This window comes from Acinetobacter junii CIP 64.5 (assembly GCF_000368765.1).
GTDB classification, from domain to species: Bacteria; Pseudomonadota; Gammaproteobacteria; order Pseudomonadales; family Moraxellaceae; genus Acinetobacter; species Acinetobacter junii.
In genome coordinates, this window is sequence record NZ_KB849655.1 from 1,248,408 (window position 1) to 1,264,820 (window position 16,413).

Genomic DNA, 16,413 nt, shown 5'->3' on the forward strand with positions numbered 1-16,413 from the left:
ATTAAGACTCTAGAAATAAATTTTTAAGATTGTAAATTGACCAACAAAACTTAATCTAAGTATCTAGTTTGGTAAAAACCGAATTCTTGAGCAAAACCGTGATCACTTCAGAAAGACCACCATCACTATCGGTGACTAATAAGAAGACCTCTCCATCAGCATTTGACTCAAGCCAAGTTATTCCTTCAACCTTAATGGCTAAAGTGTTTCCCTCAGCATCTTGGATCAAAAAGGAATTTAGGACTTCCCCTTTCGGTGAGAGCACTAAAATATAACTTCCTAACACTGCACCATCATCGTAGGTATTTAAGGTTTGCTCAACGGCTGCGGTTGCAACGATCACGTTCTTATCTGCTAAAAAATAAGCATCTGAAATACCACTTACTGAACCATTAATCTCAGGTAATGTGAGATTAAATGAACGTATAAGAGCATTTTCTAAAGATTTATGTGCTTGAATTTTTTCTAGATCAAATACTAAAACACCATGAAAGTGATTAATGTTGCCACGTTGGAAGATATAAAGATGATGATTATCTGAGCATACTGCTTCTATATTTAAATCTGCTCCGCCTGTGAGTGCAACGCAGTGCTGCAAATAATCATAATCCAACTTATCGAGCAAAGTCTGAACTTGATGATTAGATGGATTATACAACAGAGCTTGCTTTCTCTTTTCAGTCGAACCTGAGCCCATAACCAATAAATGAAGTTGTTCATTAAAAATGATACAACTTAATGCTTCATAATCAGGCTTTTCTGCTTTGCTTAATACGGTGAGAGCTTCTTGCTCAGATGACTCCAATAAAGGGACTTTTTCAAAAGTTGTTGTTGCAGTAATTTTATTTTTTAGGCTAGTTTTTAATAAGTAACGAACATCATCCCCAACGAAATATAAGTAGTCGCCTAAGTAAGCAACGCCAGACAATGCTCCAATTGCTGAGTCTGGCGAAAAACTAAATTTTTCAAGTATCTTTAAATCCGTTTGTTCCATTACTTCATCTCCTATTCGATGAAAAACGCACAATCAGCTCAACTTCAAAGATACTTAGCTTACTTAAACAACTTTTTATCTTTGATCTAGTGGAACCCAGTCAATTACCCAAGCTGATTTCATATTCAGACTTTCATCAGAAGAAATCTTTTTCCGAGTTGCATCAGCAACATCGCGATCTTTGGCAGGTCCAACCATAATACGAATACCTTTCGAGGTAGAACTGGTTGTGACTTTATAGCCTTTAGCACGTAGCTTGGATACGACAGCATCTGCATTTGCTTGGTTTGCAGCCAATGCCACTTGAACCATCCACTTCTTATCGCCATTTTCCATAAGATCGCGTGCTTTTTCAGCCTCAGCTTTCTTTTTGGCGTCTTCTTCAGCTTTACGTTTTTTATCATCAGCCGCTTTTTTGTCAGCTTCAGCTTTTCGCTTGTCTTCTGCTGCCTTTTTATCTGCTTCAGCCTTACGTTTATCTTCTGCTAACTTCTTTTCAGCATCTGACTTAAGTTGATCTTGCTTTTGTTGTTCAGCTTTCTTTTTTTCGTCTAACTTTCGCTTTTCCTCAGCTAGACGCTGAGCTTTTGCTTTGTCATCTTCTGCAAGTTCAGGGGGAATATTATCTGAACTTTCTTGCTCTGAACTACGGCGTGCATTTAAAGCTGCATATTCTTCAGCAGCTTTACGCGCAGCGGCAGCTTCAGCTTCTTGTTGCATTTTCAAAAACTCAGCGGCTCTGGCTTCTTGCTCTGCAACAGCTTTTTCACGAGCGAGGCGCTGCTCTTCAAGTAATCGCTTTTCAGTTTCAACATCCACAGCAAGTGGTTGGAGTGAAACCATTTCACCATCTTGTAAAGGTTGTGCTGTATTTGAGTTTGATTGAGTTTTGGGAATCGGATGAGAGATTGTTGCTTGTGCTTTGTCTTGCTCTATTTCTTCATTGCCCTTGAGAAGTAAGGCTGCCAATAAAACACCTCCTCCAAGTAGAACAACGCCGCCCATCCAACGTTGTTTGTTATTCATTGACATTCTTCTAAATACTCCCAGACCGCTTCTAAAGTATGAAACGAACCACAGACTAAAATCAGTTGATTGTTATTACATTGTTTCAACACGATTTCAAACGCTTGCTGGATACTGCTAAATTCGTGCACCTGTTGACCTGCCAATGCTTCATTTAATTGTTGCATTGGTGCAGCTCGAGGCACATCTAAAGTAGCAATAAACCAATTTTTTACTGTTGTTTTTAGTAAATCAGTTACAGATGCAATATCTTTATCTGCCAACATTGAGAATACAGCCACAACTTCTGTGTACTGTTTATTGTATTTTAAGAATTTTCGCAACTGGTTCAACAAAAATTCGACACCATGAGGGTTATGCCCAGCATCAAAAATGACGGTTTTGTTTTGAATTTGACGAATTTCAAAACGTCCTTGCAATGAAGCATGCTGAATACCTTGAGCAATTGTGGATTGAGAAATAGGCAAACCACTTACTAAGATTGCAGCAACGGCAGTTGAAATATTTTCAATTGCCAAATGTCCTGTCGGCAACTTTAATGTTGTACCTGAAGAAGCAAAACACCATGACAGACCGTCATCATTTAATTGATAAAAATAATCTCGGTTTAATGCGTATAGATTAGCGTTAGATTCAAGCGCTTTATCTTGTATCGCTTTCGGTAAAGGTTGATTACCACCAAAAATCACAGGAATATTCGGACGAATAATTCCAGCTTTTTCAAAAGCGATTTTTTCAATTGTATCGCCCAACCAATCCACATGATCCAAACCAATATTGGTAATCACGGCAATATCAGGATCGATCACATTGACCACATCTAGGCGACCACCGAGTCCTACTTCGAGTACCCATACATCACATTGCTTTTGTTTAAAAATCAAAAAAGCAGCCAGAGTGGTTGCTTCAAAGAAAGATAAACTTAATCCACACTCACGACGTGCTTGATCTACGAGTACGAAAGCATCGATAAGACTTTGATCATCAACCTCTTGCCCCGCTAACTTTACCCGCTCATTAAAACGGTAAATATGCGGCGATTGATAAAGCCCCACGTTATAGCCTTGCGCATTTAAAATCGCAGCAAGCGTTGTTGTAGTTGAGCCTTTGCCATTGGTCCCTGCAACCGTAAAAACTTTTGCATTGGGTTTCATTACTCCAAGCTTTTCAGCAACTGGAATAACGCGTTCCAATCCTAAATCAATGCCCGTAACGTGAACATGGCTCCAATAATCGAGCCATGTTGTTAATGTATCATCAGAATGTGGTGTTTGCTGTGTCAAGGTAAGTTCATCAATTTAGCAACAAGTCTATATACAGTATCACGTAATGCATGACGATGAACAATTTGATCGACCACACCATGATCAAGCAAATATTCAGCACGTTGGAATGGTTCTTCTAACTTTTCACGAACTGTTTGCTCAATTACGCGCTTTCCTGCAAATCCAATCATCGCTTTAGGTTCAGCAATATGTACATCGCCTAACATCGCGAGTGAAGCGGTTACACCACCATAGACAGGATGTGTCAACACAACCAGATACGGAAGACGTGCATCTTTCATTCGCTGAATCGCGGCTGAAGTACGTGCCATTTGCATCAAAGACAACATACCCTCTTGCATACGAGCACCACCCGATGCAGCAAAACAGATTAAAGGTTGACGTAATTCAATTGCTCGTTCAGCCGCTTGGACAAAACGATCACCTACGACTGTCCCCATTGAGCCACCCATGAAGTCAAACTCAAAAGCACAAGCGATTAGGTCTAAACCTTTGAGTGAACCTTGCATCACAACCAAAGCTTCTGTTTCACCTGTTTTATCTTGAGCTTCGCGCATACGCTCAGGATAAGGTTTACTGTCCACAAATTTTAATGGGTCTTTAGCCGCAAACTCTTGTCCCAACTCTGCATTAACTTGATCAAAAAACCAGTTTAAGCGATCACGGGCACGCATACGCAAGTGTTCGTCACACTGAGGACAAACATAAGCATTGAAAGACATTGCTGTACGTGTCACCAATGCATGACACTCTGGGCATTCAATCGTAGGCTCAGTAAAAGTTGCTTTGAATGTCTGCTGCTCAGTAGCAACTTGAATACCAGGGACTTGACGCTCAATCCAAGGCGTTGAAGGGCTAAGAACCTTCCCTGTTGTTAACTCTTGACTCATACTAACTCATCGAGCGCAGCTCGAAGCTCCTTCACTTTATTTACCGTCTCTTGCACAGCATCATCTGCTGGCAATGTCGCAAAAGATTTAACGAAAGCACTACCGACGATCACGGCATCAGCAACTTGACCCATTGCTTTTGCAGATGCAGCATCGCTAATACCAAATCCAACACCAACAGGTACGTTGGTCATGGTTTTGATTTTCGCAATACGAGCTGCAGCTTCTGAGGTATCTAATGTTGCTGCACCTGTCACACCTTTTAATGACACATAGTAAACAAAACCGCTCGCATGATTCACCACATGCTGAATACGCTTATCAGTTGATGTTGGTGCTAATAAGAAAATTTGATCCATCTCATTTTGTTTTAAGACTTCACCAAATTGCTTAGACTCCTCAGGTGGAAGATCCACAAGAAGTACACCATCAACACCACAATCTTTTGCATATGCAACAAATTTTTCATAACCAATCACTTCAACAGGATTCAAATATCCCATTAAAACAACAGGTGTGGTTTGATCTTTTTCACGAAAGGCTTTGACCATATCCAACGCATCTAGTGTATTGGTTCCACCTGCCAATGCACGCTCAGCAGCTAGTGCAATGACTGGACCATCGGCCATCGGATCTGAGAATGGTAAACCTAACTCAATAACGTCGACGCCAGCTTCAACCATTTGGTGAAGTAATGGAACAGTTACCTGTGGATGCGGGTCACCTGCCATAACATAAGAAACAAGCGCTTTACGTTGCTGAGATTTAAGCTGTTCAAAACGAGTGGCAAGACGTGACATAGGATTATGCTTTCCTTGATTTATATAAATTGAGGAGTTGTTTGTAGACATACAAAAACACTGCATTGTAACGCTATTTTTTGCTCATTGAACAGGTTTTGACGTGATTGCAACGTGAATATTGCTACTTACAACAGCCCTGACACATTTATCTATATTTTGGCTGAATTCTCAATGATCAAAGATTCCTAATTTTCAAGAAAACCACCTGCATTTTAGAAATCACCAAAGCTCCTTTATACTAGGCGCAATTTTTAAATATTCTTTTATTTTTTATGTCTGCCTACTCTCAGGAAAAAGTGCAAAGCAATGCGCTTGCTTTGTTACCTTTATTGGTATTTTTGATCATCTTTCTCGGGAGTGGTCTCTATCATTCAATGATTGGGACAGAATTTGCCTTTTATCAAGTAAAAGCGCCAGTCGCAGCAATCCCTGCCATCATTTTAGCTTTACTGCTATACAAACAGAAACTCAACACAGCCATCGAAGAGTTTCTTCAAGGCGCGAGTCATCCGAACCTTATTTTAATGTTCATGGTATTCATGTTGGCTGGTGCTTTTGCAAGTGTATCAAGTGCCATTGGAAGCGTTGATGCCACAGTTCAATTAGGTTTGTCATTGATTTCAGCTGAATTCGTATTACCCATGCTGTTTATCATTTCAGCCTTTATTGCTACTGCTATGGGTACTTCTATGGGTACAATTGCTGCTTGTGCACCGATTGCTTTTGGTTTTACTCAAGCGACTGACATTTTACCAATTTATGCGATTGGTGCTGTCGTTGGTGGTGCAATGTTTGGTGACAATCTGTCCATGATCTCTGATACAACGATTGCTGCCACAAGAAGTCAAAATGTCGAACTTCGAGATAAATTTAGAGTCAACGTTTGGATTGCTTTGCCTGCTGCCATCATGACCTTGATTGCTTATGTGCTACTCAGCCAACAAGCTGAATCAATTCAATCAAAAACTTATGATTTATGGTTAATTTTGCCTTATCTAGCAGTCTTTTTTCTAGCATTCAGCCGATTACATGTACTTGCAGTTTTAATGATTGGAGTGGTGCTATCTGGAATCATCGGTCTGATTGAAAAGCCTGAATTTGATTTATTGAAATTAAATTCTTCTATTTATGATGGCTTCGTGGGAATGTTTGAAGTTGCACTACTATCAATGTTACTTGGCGGTCTGTCTGCTTTGATGCAAAAAGAAGGTGGTTTACAGTGGTTAATCGAAAAAATTTATCGTATCACCGGTCTATTTAAATTTGGTCGTCAGCGTGCTGGGGAATTAGGCATTAGTTTTCTTGTGGTCTTCTCCAATTTGTTTGTTGCGAATAATACAGTTGCGATCATTTTATCAGGCGATATGGCTCGTGAAGTGGCTAAAGAATATGGTGTTGATCCGAAACGTAGTGCAGCACTGTTAGATATTTTTTCTTGCGTGATTCAAGGCATTATTCCCTACGGTGCTCAATTGCTTTTGGCTTGCTCAATTGCAAAGCTCTCGCCAGTCGAGTTAATTGGACATATTTACTATTGTTGGATTCTTGCCGTATTTGCGATTTTAGCGATCTTGTTTAATTATCCACGATTAAAAACATCTTAAACATTTACAAAGTCTCTTTAGTTTTGATTTTAAAATTAAAGAGACTTTAAAAACTGTTTCGGTGTCACGCCAGTCCACCGTTTAAAAGCACGTCCAAATGCACTTTGATCTGCATAATTTAGCCGTTCAGCAATTTCAGAAAGGGATTTTCCTTGCTGCAAATACAACTTACTTTGTTCTAAACGATATTGATCTAAAATATCCTGAAAGTTAAGTTGATAAGCTTTTAGTTGACGTTGCAAAGTTCGCTCAGAACAATGCAAACGTTTAGCTACATAGCTTTGCAAGACCTCTTCTTGTTGAGCCAATCCCTGCTCGATATAAGTTTGTATTTTTTGTCTAAATTGTTGTTGCTGTAACTCAGAAGAAGTCACACTATTTAAAGATTGTTGTGCCTGTGTGGATAGCACATGATTAAGCTGTTGATCTCCTGCAATACTTTTCGCTTTTAAAATTTGATTTGAAAATCGAATGGCATATTGCCCTGCTTGCACATGAATAAGACATCCATAAAACTTTTCATAATGATACAACGCCGTATGAGGAAGATAACCAAACTGTATTTTTTGAGGTGGAACAAGTGCATCTTGTACGATGGATTGTGCAATTTTAAAGATCAATGCCAAATTTAGTTCATACATCTCACGATAGTCACTATACGATGCTCCCCAAACTATTTGGATGTACTCGGCAAACTGTTGCACGCTCAATTGTTCTAGATTTGTTTGCTTAAAGACCAAAGAATAATATCGTTGTAAGAGTTGCAATGCTTGTTGTAAGTCTAAACTGGTTGAAGCCAAATATCCCATTAGCCCTAAATCTTGCAAGTTAGCATGTTCAGCCAAAACAAGTGTAATGGGTCGCGAAAAATAACTTTGTGCTGCTTGTAGAAGCACAACATATCGTTCTACATCAAAATCTTGCTCATCAGGATGTTCTAAACAATTTTGAAATGTTATCCATAATTCTTGTTCCACAACTTTAGACAAATCGACTTGCTCTTGTTGAAGAACACGATTAAACAATCGCAAATATCCAATTATAATTTTAACTGACATATGCCAATCTCATCCTGATATGTCGTTATTTGTATAAAACTTGGCTGTAACTGTCAAAACATTTCATCGGACTTTTTCCATACTGAGTGCATGAAAAAGAAAAAGGAAGAGCAAAGATGAATGCACATGTTTCCTATCAAGTTGATCCAATTGTAAGAACAAAACTAGATTTTCACCTTAATGAAGCACCACGCTTCTGGTTTGGTGGTGATCCATTCCGTACTCGTATGTTCGATGCATTGAGTCTGACATTCCCAGATGGGGAGCGCTATTTCATCGAGTCTGTTCGTTTGTTTCGTGACAAAATCACAGATCCTGACTTGCAAGCACGTGTGGCTGACTTTATTCGTCAAGAAGCACAACACGGTATTGCCCATGACAAAATGAATGAGGTCATGAAAGAGCAAGGTATGCCTGTTGATCAGTTCACTGATCGTTTGAAGAAAATTTTTAAGTTTGAACTCAAATATCGTTCGCCACAGTACAACATTGCGATGACTGCTGCAGCGGAACATTTGACGGCGCTCATGGCAGATACTTTCTACAGTAAAAAGGAAACTCTTGCGGATGCTGATCCCTTTGTTCGAGCGCTATTCGCTTGGCATGCGATCGAGGAGATGGAGCACCGTGATGTTGCCTTTGATGTCATGAAAGAAGTGGGCGATGTATCTGAATTTACCCGACGCTCAGCATTAGTACTCACTACAGTTCTGATGTTTGGTTTTACGATGTATCGTACCGATGTCATGCTGAAAAAAGATGGTTTTAATTTAAAACAACGCCTAGATTTAGCACGTAAAGGTTTACCTTGGTTCTTTGGTCGAAAAGGTATTTTGACTTCTAAACGTGAACAATACAGCGATTGGTTTAAAAAAGACTTCCATCCCAATCAGCATCCGATTATTCGTCAATATGATGTTTGGATCGATACCTTAGCAAAAACTAACGATCCGATTGCTGCGGGCGATGCCTTTTGGCAGGCTGGATTATAAACCATAAAAAACCTCCCTTTACGGGAGGTTTTTTAGAACTTACCATTTCGCGTAATGCTGCTCTAATAAACCATATTGTTCATTTAGAACAACAGGTTCAACCGCTTCCAAATCAATCGTCCCTGTTACTTTCGTTTGCCATTGATTGAACTGACTGCCAATCAAACGCAAATTAATATTTTCAAAACGACACCACCCTGTTTCAACAAGTAGGTTGAGACGTTGATCTAAAGAACGAATTGACCATGTTGTTTCGTTTTGCTGTTCAAATAAAACATCATTGAGCGGATAGAGACGACCATTGACCCACAAAGCATTTTCATTGCCAAAACTTTCGTTCACACCTGACGCTAGATTTAAACCGATCCGTCTCTCTTGTTGATCTCTAAATTGACACGACAACCAAAACCAAGCAGTTTCTGGGCGAAGAAAACCACAAGTATCATCTAAAGCTGCTAGGCTTTGTTCATTAAAGTCGATGCGTTGCTGATCAGGACTAATAAAAAAACCTTCAACAGCTAAAGTGGTTTGCTTCTGTGTATACGTCCATCCATTAATACCTGTCGGTGAACACATACTCAAAGCATCAGTTCCTGCGCAAAAAATCCGTGCTTTCAACTGTGTTTCGCCATATTTTGTCACTTGAATATAACGCACACCATTCGCATGTTGCATATCAAATTGGTAGGCAGACTTTTTAAAAAAACTTTGACTAAACAAAGGCTGTTCGTCTAGTTGTGTTTTTAAAGCCAAAGGCTGTATCGCATTCCACTCAATGACTTTTTGCGCAAGATGATCATACACATAATAAAAAGCATGCCCTGCCCATGACAAATCAACAATCGCAATCCCGATGCTAAAATGCTCATGTTGTAATCCACAGAATTTAAACTTCTTATATTTAAGCTGTTTTCGCCAACCTTTTAATACCTGACCATAAGGGGTTTTATAAATATAGTCATCTAAATTAATACGTGATGGAACGTGTTCGAAACGCCCATAACGAGGTTGACCATTTGTTTGTATCAAATCCATTGTCGATTTCCATGATTGCGTCATTGCATCTATTGCCGTCATAAAGTCCAAGCTCTATGATTTCTCAAGCATTATCTCGAACCATCAAAATTACTCAAATAAGTTCAGACTAATACAAGTGAGCAGCGAGGTGTATTTTAGCTTAATATTTCATCAAATATTCATACTCAAGTTTTATTTTAAAAAACAATCTTATACCACTCGATCAAAAAACATGACTCTACATCCATTATTAAAAGTCAACGCGTTGGGATTCATAGTATTAGCACTGACAGCATGTAACGACAACGATGATCAAAATAGTTCTGCAACCCAACCAGAACGACAAAATCAAAGTATTAATATTTTAGCTTTCAATGATTTTCACGGTAATTTGGAACCACCGAAACGTTTTATTGAGGCTGAAGACCCCACTGACACGAATAAATCGGTACGAATTCCTGTAGGTGGTGTCAGTTATTTTGCAGATGCAATCAATAAACTCCGTGCTCAATATCCTAACAATGCCGTAGTATCTGCGGGTGATTTAATTAGTGCCTCACCACTTACCTCATCCCTATTCTTGGATGAACCGACCATTGAAACCATGAATGAAATCAAAATTGATTTTAACGCGGTTGGTAATCATGAATTTGATCGTGGAACTGATGAATTACGTCGTTTGCAAAATGGTGGTTGTCAGCAATATACCACCACTAAACCTTGTCAAATTAACAAAGATTTCGCTGGTGCAAAATTTAACTTTTTAGCAGCAAATGTCTCTTTGAAAGCTGATCCCAAAAGAACACTATTTCCTGCATATAAAATTAAGCGCTATGGCAATATCCCTGTTGCGTTTATTGGTTTGACCTTAGAAGCAACACCAACAATTGTCTCAGCGGCAGGTATCAAAGATGTTGATTTTCATGATGAAGCAGAGACTGTCAATTCACTTATACCTGAGTTAAAAAAGCAAGGGGTTGAAGCAATTGTTGTAGTGGTACATGAAGGTGTAGCGCCAAGTACTAAATTTAATGCGAAAACCTGCGCCGGATTAAGTGGACCTTTGACTGGAATATTAGATCGTTTAGATACTGCGGTTGATGTCGTGGTTTCAGGACACACCCACCAGTCTTATATCTGTGACTATTCAACCTTAAACCCACAAAAACCATTTCTATTGACCTCAGCAGGACAATACGGAACAGCAATTACCAACATTAAACTTGAGCTCGATGGTAAAACTGGGGATGTCATCAAGAAAGATGCTCAACAAGTACCAATTCAAAGCGAAGCATATACGTCTGGAACGACTACGGTTAACTTGACTAACTTATATGAAAAATTTAACAAGACACCAAGTATCGAAGCGATTCTGGATAAATATCGTCAAGCTGTAACTACAATTTCTGCACGTATCGTAGGCACTGCGACCACAGTCATTAATCGAAATGCAGCTGAAAGTGGTGAAACCGCTTTAGGTAATTTAATTGCAGATGCCCAACAGGCAGCAGCTTTAACTGCAAGCAATCAAGGCTCTGATTTCACATTAATGAATCCAGGTGGGGTACGTGCTGACCTTCAAACCAACAGTAATAATCAAATTACTTTTGGAGATGTATTTGCAGTACAACCTTTTGGTAATTCGATTGTCACTTTAAGTCTAACTGGCCAACAAATCCGTGAACTTTTAGAACAACAATGGTCTGGGGCAAATGCTGATCGACCGCGCATATTACAGCCGTCTAAAGAGCTGAGTTATGCTTATAAAAAAGATGCAACTGCTGTCCCACGTGCTACTCAAATTATGATTTCTGGGCAGGCTTTAATGGATAGCAAATCTTATCGAGTCACCGTAAATAGTTTTATTGCAGATGGTGGCGATAACTTTACTGTACTCACAAAAGGAACCAATCGTGTAGGTGGTGGACAAGACATTGATGCATTAGAAAAATACATCAACCAAAATTCACCTGTTCAAGCACCTGAAACCAACCGTATTAAAGTTATTCAGTAGTTCACATAAAAAAATGGGGAAGCTTTCGCCTCCCCATTTTTTTTATGATATTTAATCAATTGGAAGATAAGTATTTTGCCAAGTTATCGGCTTAAACAGACCTTTCACTAAATGCACATAACGCCCTGCAACATGATCGATTGGGATACAATCATCCACCTCAATAACACGGTCAGTATGTGGTTTACCCCACTCTGGTGGAATCAACTGCTTCGCAATCTGTTTAGCTTGAGTAGTATTTGTAGCAACCACCAAGTGATAACGATGTAACTCGCCAAATTGATTTGCTGAATATCCGCCGAGATTGATCAAATATAACTTTTGCTCGTCTACTGCTGGGGCAGCAAGCGCGAAGTGAATTTGATAATCTACACCTTGCGTCTGAACTCCAGAAAACTGAGCCCAAGCGTCAATATGTAAACCCTTCAACTCACCAAACCAAGCTTGCTTCAGTTGAGGAATGATCTCATGCAAATCATCACCGATTGCCATAACCACATCATGGACTTCGGTAATGGCTTTAGCATGTCGACCACCCAACATCACCATAAACAAACTTTGCATGAGGTTGACTTACATTTCAACCATTTCGACGCCATCAATACGGGCTACCGTCATTAAATCTTTATCACCACGACCTGAAACAGTCGCAATAATGATTTGATCTTTTGACATTGTTGGTGCCAGTTTAGTGACATACGCCATCGCATGTGAACTTTCCAAAGCAGGAATAATCCCTTCAATTTTGGTGAGATCACGGAAACCTTGCAGAGCTTCATCATCCTTAATCGGAACATATTCAACACGTTTCATATCTTTCAAGAAACTGTGTTCTGGTCCAACTCCTGGATAATCCAAACCGGCGGAAATACTGTGTGTTTCAATGATCTGACCTTGTGCATCAGACATGAGGTAAGTACGGTTACCATGCAATACACCAACATGACCTGCATTCAATGGAGCAGAATGTTTACCTGTTTCAATACCGTAACCAGCAGCTTCAACGCCATACATTTTGACATCTTGATCATTCAGGAATGGATAGAACAAGCCCATCGCATTTGAACCACCACCGACACAAGCAACTAATGCATCAGGAAGACGACCCGCTTGCTCAAGGATTTGGCGACGCGCTTCACGTCCAATAATCGACTGGAAATCACGTACAAGTTGTGGATATGGGTGTGGCCCTGCAACTGTACCAATTACGTAATATGTCGTATCGACATTAGTTACCCAATCACGCATCGCTTCATTTAATGCATCTTTTAAGGTTTTTGATCCGCTTTGCACGGGTACAACTTTTGCCCCAAGCAAACGCATACGATATACATTCATCGCTTGACGCTTTACGTCTTCAGCACCCATGTACACCACGCACTCCATACCCAAGCGAGCAGCGATTGTTGCGGTTGCTACACCATGTTGACCAGCACCTGTTTCAGCAATGATTCGTTTTTTGCCCGAAAGTTTTGCCAATAATGCCTGACCAATCGTGTTATTTACTTTGTGAGAGCCAGTATGGTTTAGGTCTTCACGTTTTAAGTAAATTTGCGCACCACCGAGGTGCTGAGACCATCGCTCAGCATGATAAAGAGGACTAGGACGACCAACATAGTACGCAAGATCACGATCAAACTCAGCCAAAAACGTTTCATCATTTTTCATACGATTATAAAGATTTTCTAAATCTTCAAGCGCAGCCATCAGCGTTTCTGACACAAAACGTCCACCATGAATACCGAAATGCCCTTGAGCATCTGGAAACTGGGTGTAGTCAATCACATTATTTTGCTGATCCACGTTGGACTCCTTGCATAAATTTTTCAATGAGTTGTTGGTCTTTTATACCTTTTGCGGACTCTACGCCTCCGCTCACATCTACAGCAAAAGCAGCCGTAGTGTGTATAGCTTCACTCACATTTTCAGGGGTTAGACCGCCTGCCAAAATCAGTGGGATATCAAGTTGAGGAAATTGATTCCAATCGAAACAATGCCCCGTCCCACCTTTTAACTGAGGATGCCATGCATCTAAAAGTACTGCACTGGCTCCCGCAGCTTCATAACGTTGAATTTCAGTCACAACATCTAAATCAGGCTTAACTTGAATCGCTTTGTACCAACGGCGCTTACATTGCGCAGCAATTTGTTGGCATTGCTCAGGGGTTTCATCGCCATGTAGTTGTAATACATCTAAAGGAACTGAATCAAGCACCGTTTGGATTTCTTGTGCACTTGCATTGACAAATAAACCCACCAATTGCACATAGGGAGGAACGAGATTCGCAAGTTCCTGTGCATTTTCAATAGTGACATGCCTTGGACTCGGAGGGAAAAAAACCAAACCAATTGCATCTGCGCCAGCACTTACTGCGGCTTGAATATCTTGTGCACGTGTGATGCCACAAATCTTGGCGCGAGTTCGGCTTTGAATTTGGCGCATAATAAGTCCAATTTTAGCATTAAAATTTGATTGCACCGCATTGTAATCCAATTTAACCAGCTTGGGGCAAAGTTCAGTCTGAAATGCGATTGTTTAAAAAACGTGAACACTTTATACTGCGCTCAATCTCGCAACAAGTCTAAAGCAAATTCTTTTGCTTATAGGGAAGTTGGTGCAAATCCAACACTGCCCTCGCAACGGTAACACCGAATTATTAATCTCAGCTCTAAGCCAAATCACTGCATCAGAATGATGTGGGAAGATGATTAATAGCATCACGATTGTGATGATATAGTGAAGTCCGGAGACCTGCTTGTTGTTTACTTCCACATTAACATTCACGATGGGTGAATGTATGGAGCGACATCATGTCTACACATTTAAAACCGGCACATTTGGCTGGGGCTATCGCTATTGCGATGGGGTTAAGTTCAGCTGCTTTTGCTCAAACCGTATCAACTAATAAAACTGCATCACTCGATACGATCGTTGTCACAGCAACACGTACAGAACAAAAAATTAGTGATGTCCCTGCCCGTATCAACATCATAGAACCGAAGATTCTTGAGCAATCTCCAATTGCATCATTACCGCAATTGTTACAAACAGATGCCTCAATCAATATGGTCCAAAGCGGTGGTTACGGACAAGCAGCCTCAATCTTTTTACGAGGCACTAATTCAAATCACACACTATTATTAAGAGATGGTGTTCGCCTTAACTCAAATACATCTGGCGCCGCTTCTCTTCCATTTATTGATACCACTGACATCAAACAAATTGAAGTATTAAAAGGTCCAGCATCTGTTCTATACGGTGCGGATGCTATTGGCGGTGTAGTACAACTCATCTCAAAAACACCTGAAAAAACTTCAGCTTTTGTAACAGGTGAGATCGGTGAAAATAAAACTTATAAATCTGTAATTGGTGCAGACCTAGCAGAAAATGGTTTTTATGCACAACTGCGTGGTCAACGTTTAGAAACTGATGGTACGCCTGTCACTGATGCTAAAAACGCAAAGAAAGCGAGTTTTGATCAAAAAGGCTATAGTGCAAAAATTGGTGTAGAACAAGAAAACTATGCTGCTTCTGTTGATTATAGTGAAAATGAAGGCTACAGCGACTACGACAATTACGGCAATTTAGTTTCTCAAGACTTTAAAAATGAAGCGATTAACCTAAAAGCACGTGCCAATATTCTAGAGAACTTAGCTGTACATGCACGACTATCACAGTATAAAGACGACCTAAATCAAAATAATTCTCCTGACTACGTATATAGCACGACTCAAGAGGCAGAACTCTATACCAAATGGCAATTCACACCTGCACAAAACATTTTATTGGGTTCAACCTATAAAGACATTAAAGGTGATGTGTACTCTAAAAATCTTTGGGGTGGAGAAGACGTAAAATACAAAGAGTCTGTCGATACTGTTGGTTATTTTATTCAGCATCAATATCAACAAGATGGCATAGAAACTCAAGTTGGTGTTCGTGTTGAGGATAACGATAAGTTTGGTACACATACTGTAGGTCAAGGTGCGATCAGATACCAAGTATTACCACTAACAAGTGTTTATGCGAATATTGGCTCTGCATTCCGCGCGCCAACTACAAATGATCTGTATGCGATGTCTTGGGGCGCCAATCCTGACCTAAAACCAGAAGAAAGTTTTTCTTATGAAATTGGTGTAGACCAAAAGCTAAACTATGGTATTGATTTGGGGTTATCGGTTTACCGTAACAAAGTGGATAATTTAATTAGCTTCCAAGCAGGCAAACTGATTAATGTTAACAAAGCAACGTTTACAGGTGGCGAAGCATCATTTAAGTGGCAACATGATGAGTTGTTTTTAAATACAACATATGCCTATGTTCAAGCCAAAGATGATGAAACAAATAAAGAGTTAAATCGTCGTCCGAAACAAAGCTTAACTTTAACCACTGGTTGGGATGATGGAATCTACGGTATTTCAGCATCTATCGTTGCGAAATCTAAATCTAAAGATTTTGCCGACTGGCCTTCAACCACCCCAACCACAACACCAGGTTACGTAACTACTAATGTCAATGCATATTGGCAACCAACGCCAATGATCAAAATCTTCACTAATCTCGAAAACATCGGTGATGTGAACTACAAAACCGCTTATAACGGTGGTGGTGTTTACTACATTAATGGTGGTCGTCTAGCTTCAGCGGGCGTTACGTTCCGTTATTAATCGCGCAATAATATCCTAAAAATATTTTATTAACTCCATTTTCGGGGTAATGTTTTGACCG

At 39.9% G+C, this 16,413-nt stretch carries 14 protein-coding genes and 1 riboswitch; of the genes, 4 read left to right on the top strand and 10 right to left on the bottom strand.

The window, feature by feature from the left end:
- Positions 1-55: 55 nt before the first annotated feature.
- From F948_RS11495 to trpA, 5 genes are all read right to left on the bottom strand, one after another.
- Positions 56-994: a DUF6929 family protein gene (locus F948_RS11495; protein ID WP_004964006.1), complete on the bottom strand. Its 939-nt coding sequence runs from the start codon at positions 992-994 to the stop codon at positions 56-58.
- 75 nt (positions 995-1,069) lie between these two features.
- Positions 1,070-2,026: an SPOR domain-containing protein gene (locus F948_RS11500; RefSeq protein WP_004964009.1), complete on the bottom strand. Its 957-nt coding sequence runs from the start codon at positions 2,024-2,026 to the stop codon at positions 1,070-1,072.
- The gene (gene folC, locus F948_RS11505; RefSeq protein ID WP_004964012.1) at positions 2,017-3,303 is read right to left on the bottom strand and encodes a bifunctional tetrahydrofolate synthase/dihydrofolate synthase; all 1,287 of its coding nucleotides are present in this window, start codon (positions 3,301-3,303) and stop codon (positions 2,017-2,019) included. Before folC ends, F948_RS11500 begins: the two co-directional genes overlap by 10 nt.
- On the bottom strand, positions 3,300-4,196 hold the full coding sequence (gene accD / locus F948_RS11510; RefSeq protein ID WP_004908863.1) for an acetyl-CoA carboxylase, carboxyltransferase subunit beta: 897 nt from the start codon (positions 4,194-4,196) through the stop codon (positions 3,300-3,302). Before accD ends, folC begins: the two co-directional genes overlap by 4 nt.
- Positions 4,193-4,996 carry a tryptophan synthase subunit alpha gene (trpA, locus tag F948_RS11515; RefSeq protein WP_004908864.1) on the bottom strand — a complete coding sequence of 268 codons (804 nt, stop codon included), beginning with the start codon at positions 4,994-4,996 and terminating at the stop codon, positions 4,193-4,195. Before trpA ends, accD begins: the two co-directional genes overlap by 4 nt.
- 275 nt (positions 4,997-5,271) lie before the next feature.
- On the opposite strand from trpA, the gene F948_RS11520 reads away from it, so the two are divergent.
- Positions 5,272-6,603, top strand: coding sequence for a Na+/H+ antiporter NhaC family protein (locus tag F948_RS11520; RefSeq protein WP_004908865.1), 1,332 nt, complete (start codon positions 5,272-5,274; stop codon positions 6,601-6,603).
- Positions 6,604-6,638: 35 nt separating this feature from the next.
- On the opposite strand, the gene F948_RS11525 is transcribed toward F948_RS11520, so the two are convergent.
- Positions 6,639-7,661 (bottom strand): AraC family transcriptional regulator, encoded by a 1,023-nt coding sequence (locus F948_RS11525; RefSeq protein WP_004908866.1) that lies wholly within the window; start codon positions 7,659-7,661, stop codon positions 6,639-6,641.
- Between the two features lie 116 nt (positions 7,662-7,777).
- Here F948_RS11525 and F948_RS11530 point away from each other — a divergent pair, with 116 nt between their 5' ends.
- Positions 7,778-8,653 (top strand): metal-dependent hydrolase, encoded by an 876-nt coding sequence (locus F948_RS11530; RefSeq protein WP_004908867.1) that lies wholly within the window; start codon positions 7,778-7,780, stop codon positions 8,651-8,653.
- A 39-nt stretch (positions 8,654-8,692) separates the two neighbouring features.
- Here F948_RS11530 and F948_RS11535 read toward each other — a convergent pair whose 3' ends face one another.
- Positions 8,693-9,688 carry a DUF2804 domain-containing protein gene (locus tag F948_RS11535; RefSeq protein WP_017397448.1) on the bottom strand — a complete coding sequence of 332 codons (996 nt, stop codon included), beginning with the start codon at positions 9,686-9,688 and terminating at the stop codon, positions 8,693-8,695.
- A 214-nt stretch (positions 9,689-9,902) separates the two neighbouring features.
- Between F948_RS11535 and F948_RS11540 the strand changes: the two genes are divergently transcribed.
- A complete protein-coding gene (locus F948_RS11540) occupies positions 9,903-11,684 on the top strand; it encodes a bifunctional metallophosphatase/5'-nucleotidase (RefSeq protein ID WP_004964017.1) in 1,782 nt (593 codons plus the stop codon).
- Positions 11,685-11,735: 51 nt separating this feature from the next.
- Here F948_RS11540 and F948_RS11545 read toward each other — a convergent pair whose 3' ends face one another.
- Genes F948_RS11545 through F948_RS11555 form a run of 3 tightly spaced genes read right to left on the bottom strand, consistent with a single transcriptional unit; the run spans position 11,736 to position 14,127 of the window.
- On the bottom strand, positions 11,736-12,248 hold the full coding sequence (locus F948_RS11545) for a DUF1543 domain-containing protein (RefSeq protein WP_004964020.1): 513 nt from the start codon (positions 12,246-12,248) through the stop codon (positions 11,736-11,738).
- A gap of 9 nt (positions 12,249-12,257) precedes the next feature.
- Positions 12,258-13,487: a tryptophan synthase subunit beta gene (trpB, locus tag F948_RS11550; protein WP_004908869.1), complete on the bottom strand. Its 1,230-nt coding sequence runs from the start codon at positions 13,485-13,487 to the stop codon at positions 12,258-12,260.
- Positions 13,471-14,127 carry a phosphoribosylanthranilate isomerase gene (locus tag F948_RS11555; protein WP_004950424.1) on the bottom strand — a complete coding sequence of 219 codons (657 nt, stop codon included), beginning with the start codon at positions 14,125-14,127 and terminating at the stop codon, positions 13,471-13,473. The genes trpB and F948_RS11555 overlap by 17 nt, the downstream gene beginning before the upstream one ends.
- 118 nt (positions 14,128-14,245) lie before the next feature.
- Positions 14,246-14,458, top strand: a riboswitch (cobalamin riboswitch).
- Positions 14,459-14,495: 37 nt separating this feature from the next.
- Between F948_RS11555 and F948_RS11560 the strand changes: the two genes are divergently transcribed.
- Entirely contained in the window at positions 14,496-16,352 is a 1,857-nt protein-coding gene (locus F948_RS11560; RefSeq protein WP_004964023.1) for a TonB-dependent receptor plug domain-containing protein, read from the top strand.
- Positions 16,353-16,413: the final 61 nt, after the last annotated feature.

Bases quoted from the DNA above. Each gene is read 5' to 3' on its own strand.
- F948_RS11495 (WP_004964006.1), bottom strand. From the start codon at position 994: ATGGAACAAACGGATTTAAAGATACTTGAAAAATTTAGTTTTTCGCCA.
- F948_RS11500 (WP_004964009.1), bottom strand. From the start codon at position 2,026: ATGTCAATGAATAACAAACAACGTTGGATGGGCGGCGTTGTTCTACTT.
- accD (WP_004908863.1), bottom strand. From the start codon at position 4,196: ATGAGTCAAGAGTTAACAACAGGGAAGGTTCTTAGCCCTTCAACGCCT.
- trpA (WP_004908864.1), bottom strand. From the start codon at position 4,996: ATGTCACGTCTTGCCACTCGTTTTGAACAGCTTAAATCTCAGCAACGT.
- F948_RS11520 (WP_004908865.1), top strand. From the start codon at position 5,272: ATGTCTGCCTACTCTCAGGAAAAAGTGCAAAGCAATGCGCTTGCTTTG.
- F948_RS11525 (WP_004908866.1), bottom strand. From the start codon at position 7,661: ATGTCAGTTAAAATTATAATTGGATATTTGCGATTGTTTAATCGTGTT.
- F948_RS11530 (WP_004908867.1), top strand. From the start codon at position 7,778: ATGAATGCACATGTTTCCTATCAAGTTGATCCAATTGTAAGAACAAAA.
- F948_RS11535 (WP_017397448.1), bottom strand. From the start codon at position 9,688: ATGGATTTGATACAAACAAATGGTCAACCTCGTTATGGGCGTTTCGAA.
- F948_RS11540 (WP_004964017.1), top strand. From the start codon at position 9,903: ATGACTCTACATCCATTATTAAAAGTCAACGCGTTGGGATTCATAGTA.
- F948_RS11545 (WP_004964020.1), bottom strand. From the start codon at position 12,248: ATGCAAAGTTTGTTTATGGTGATGTTGGGTGGTCGACATGCTAAAGCC.
- F948_RS11555 (WP_004950424.1), bottom strand. From the start codon at position 14,127: ATGCGCCAAATTCAAAGCCGAACTCGCGCCAAGATTTGTGGCATCACA.
- F948_RS11560 (WP_004964023.1), top strand. From the start codon at position 14,496: ATGTCTACACATTTAAAACCGGCACATTTGGCTGGGGCTATCGCTATT.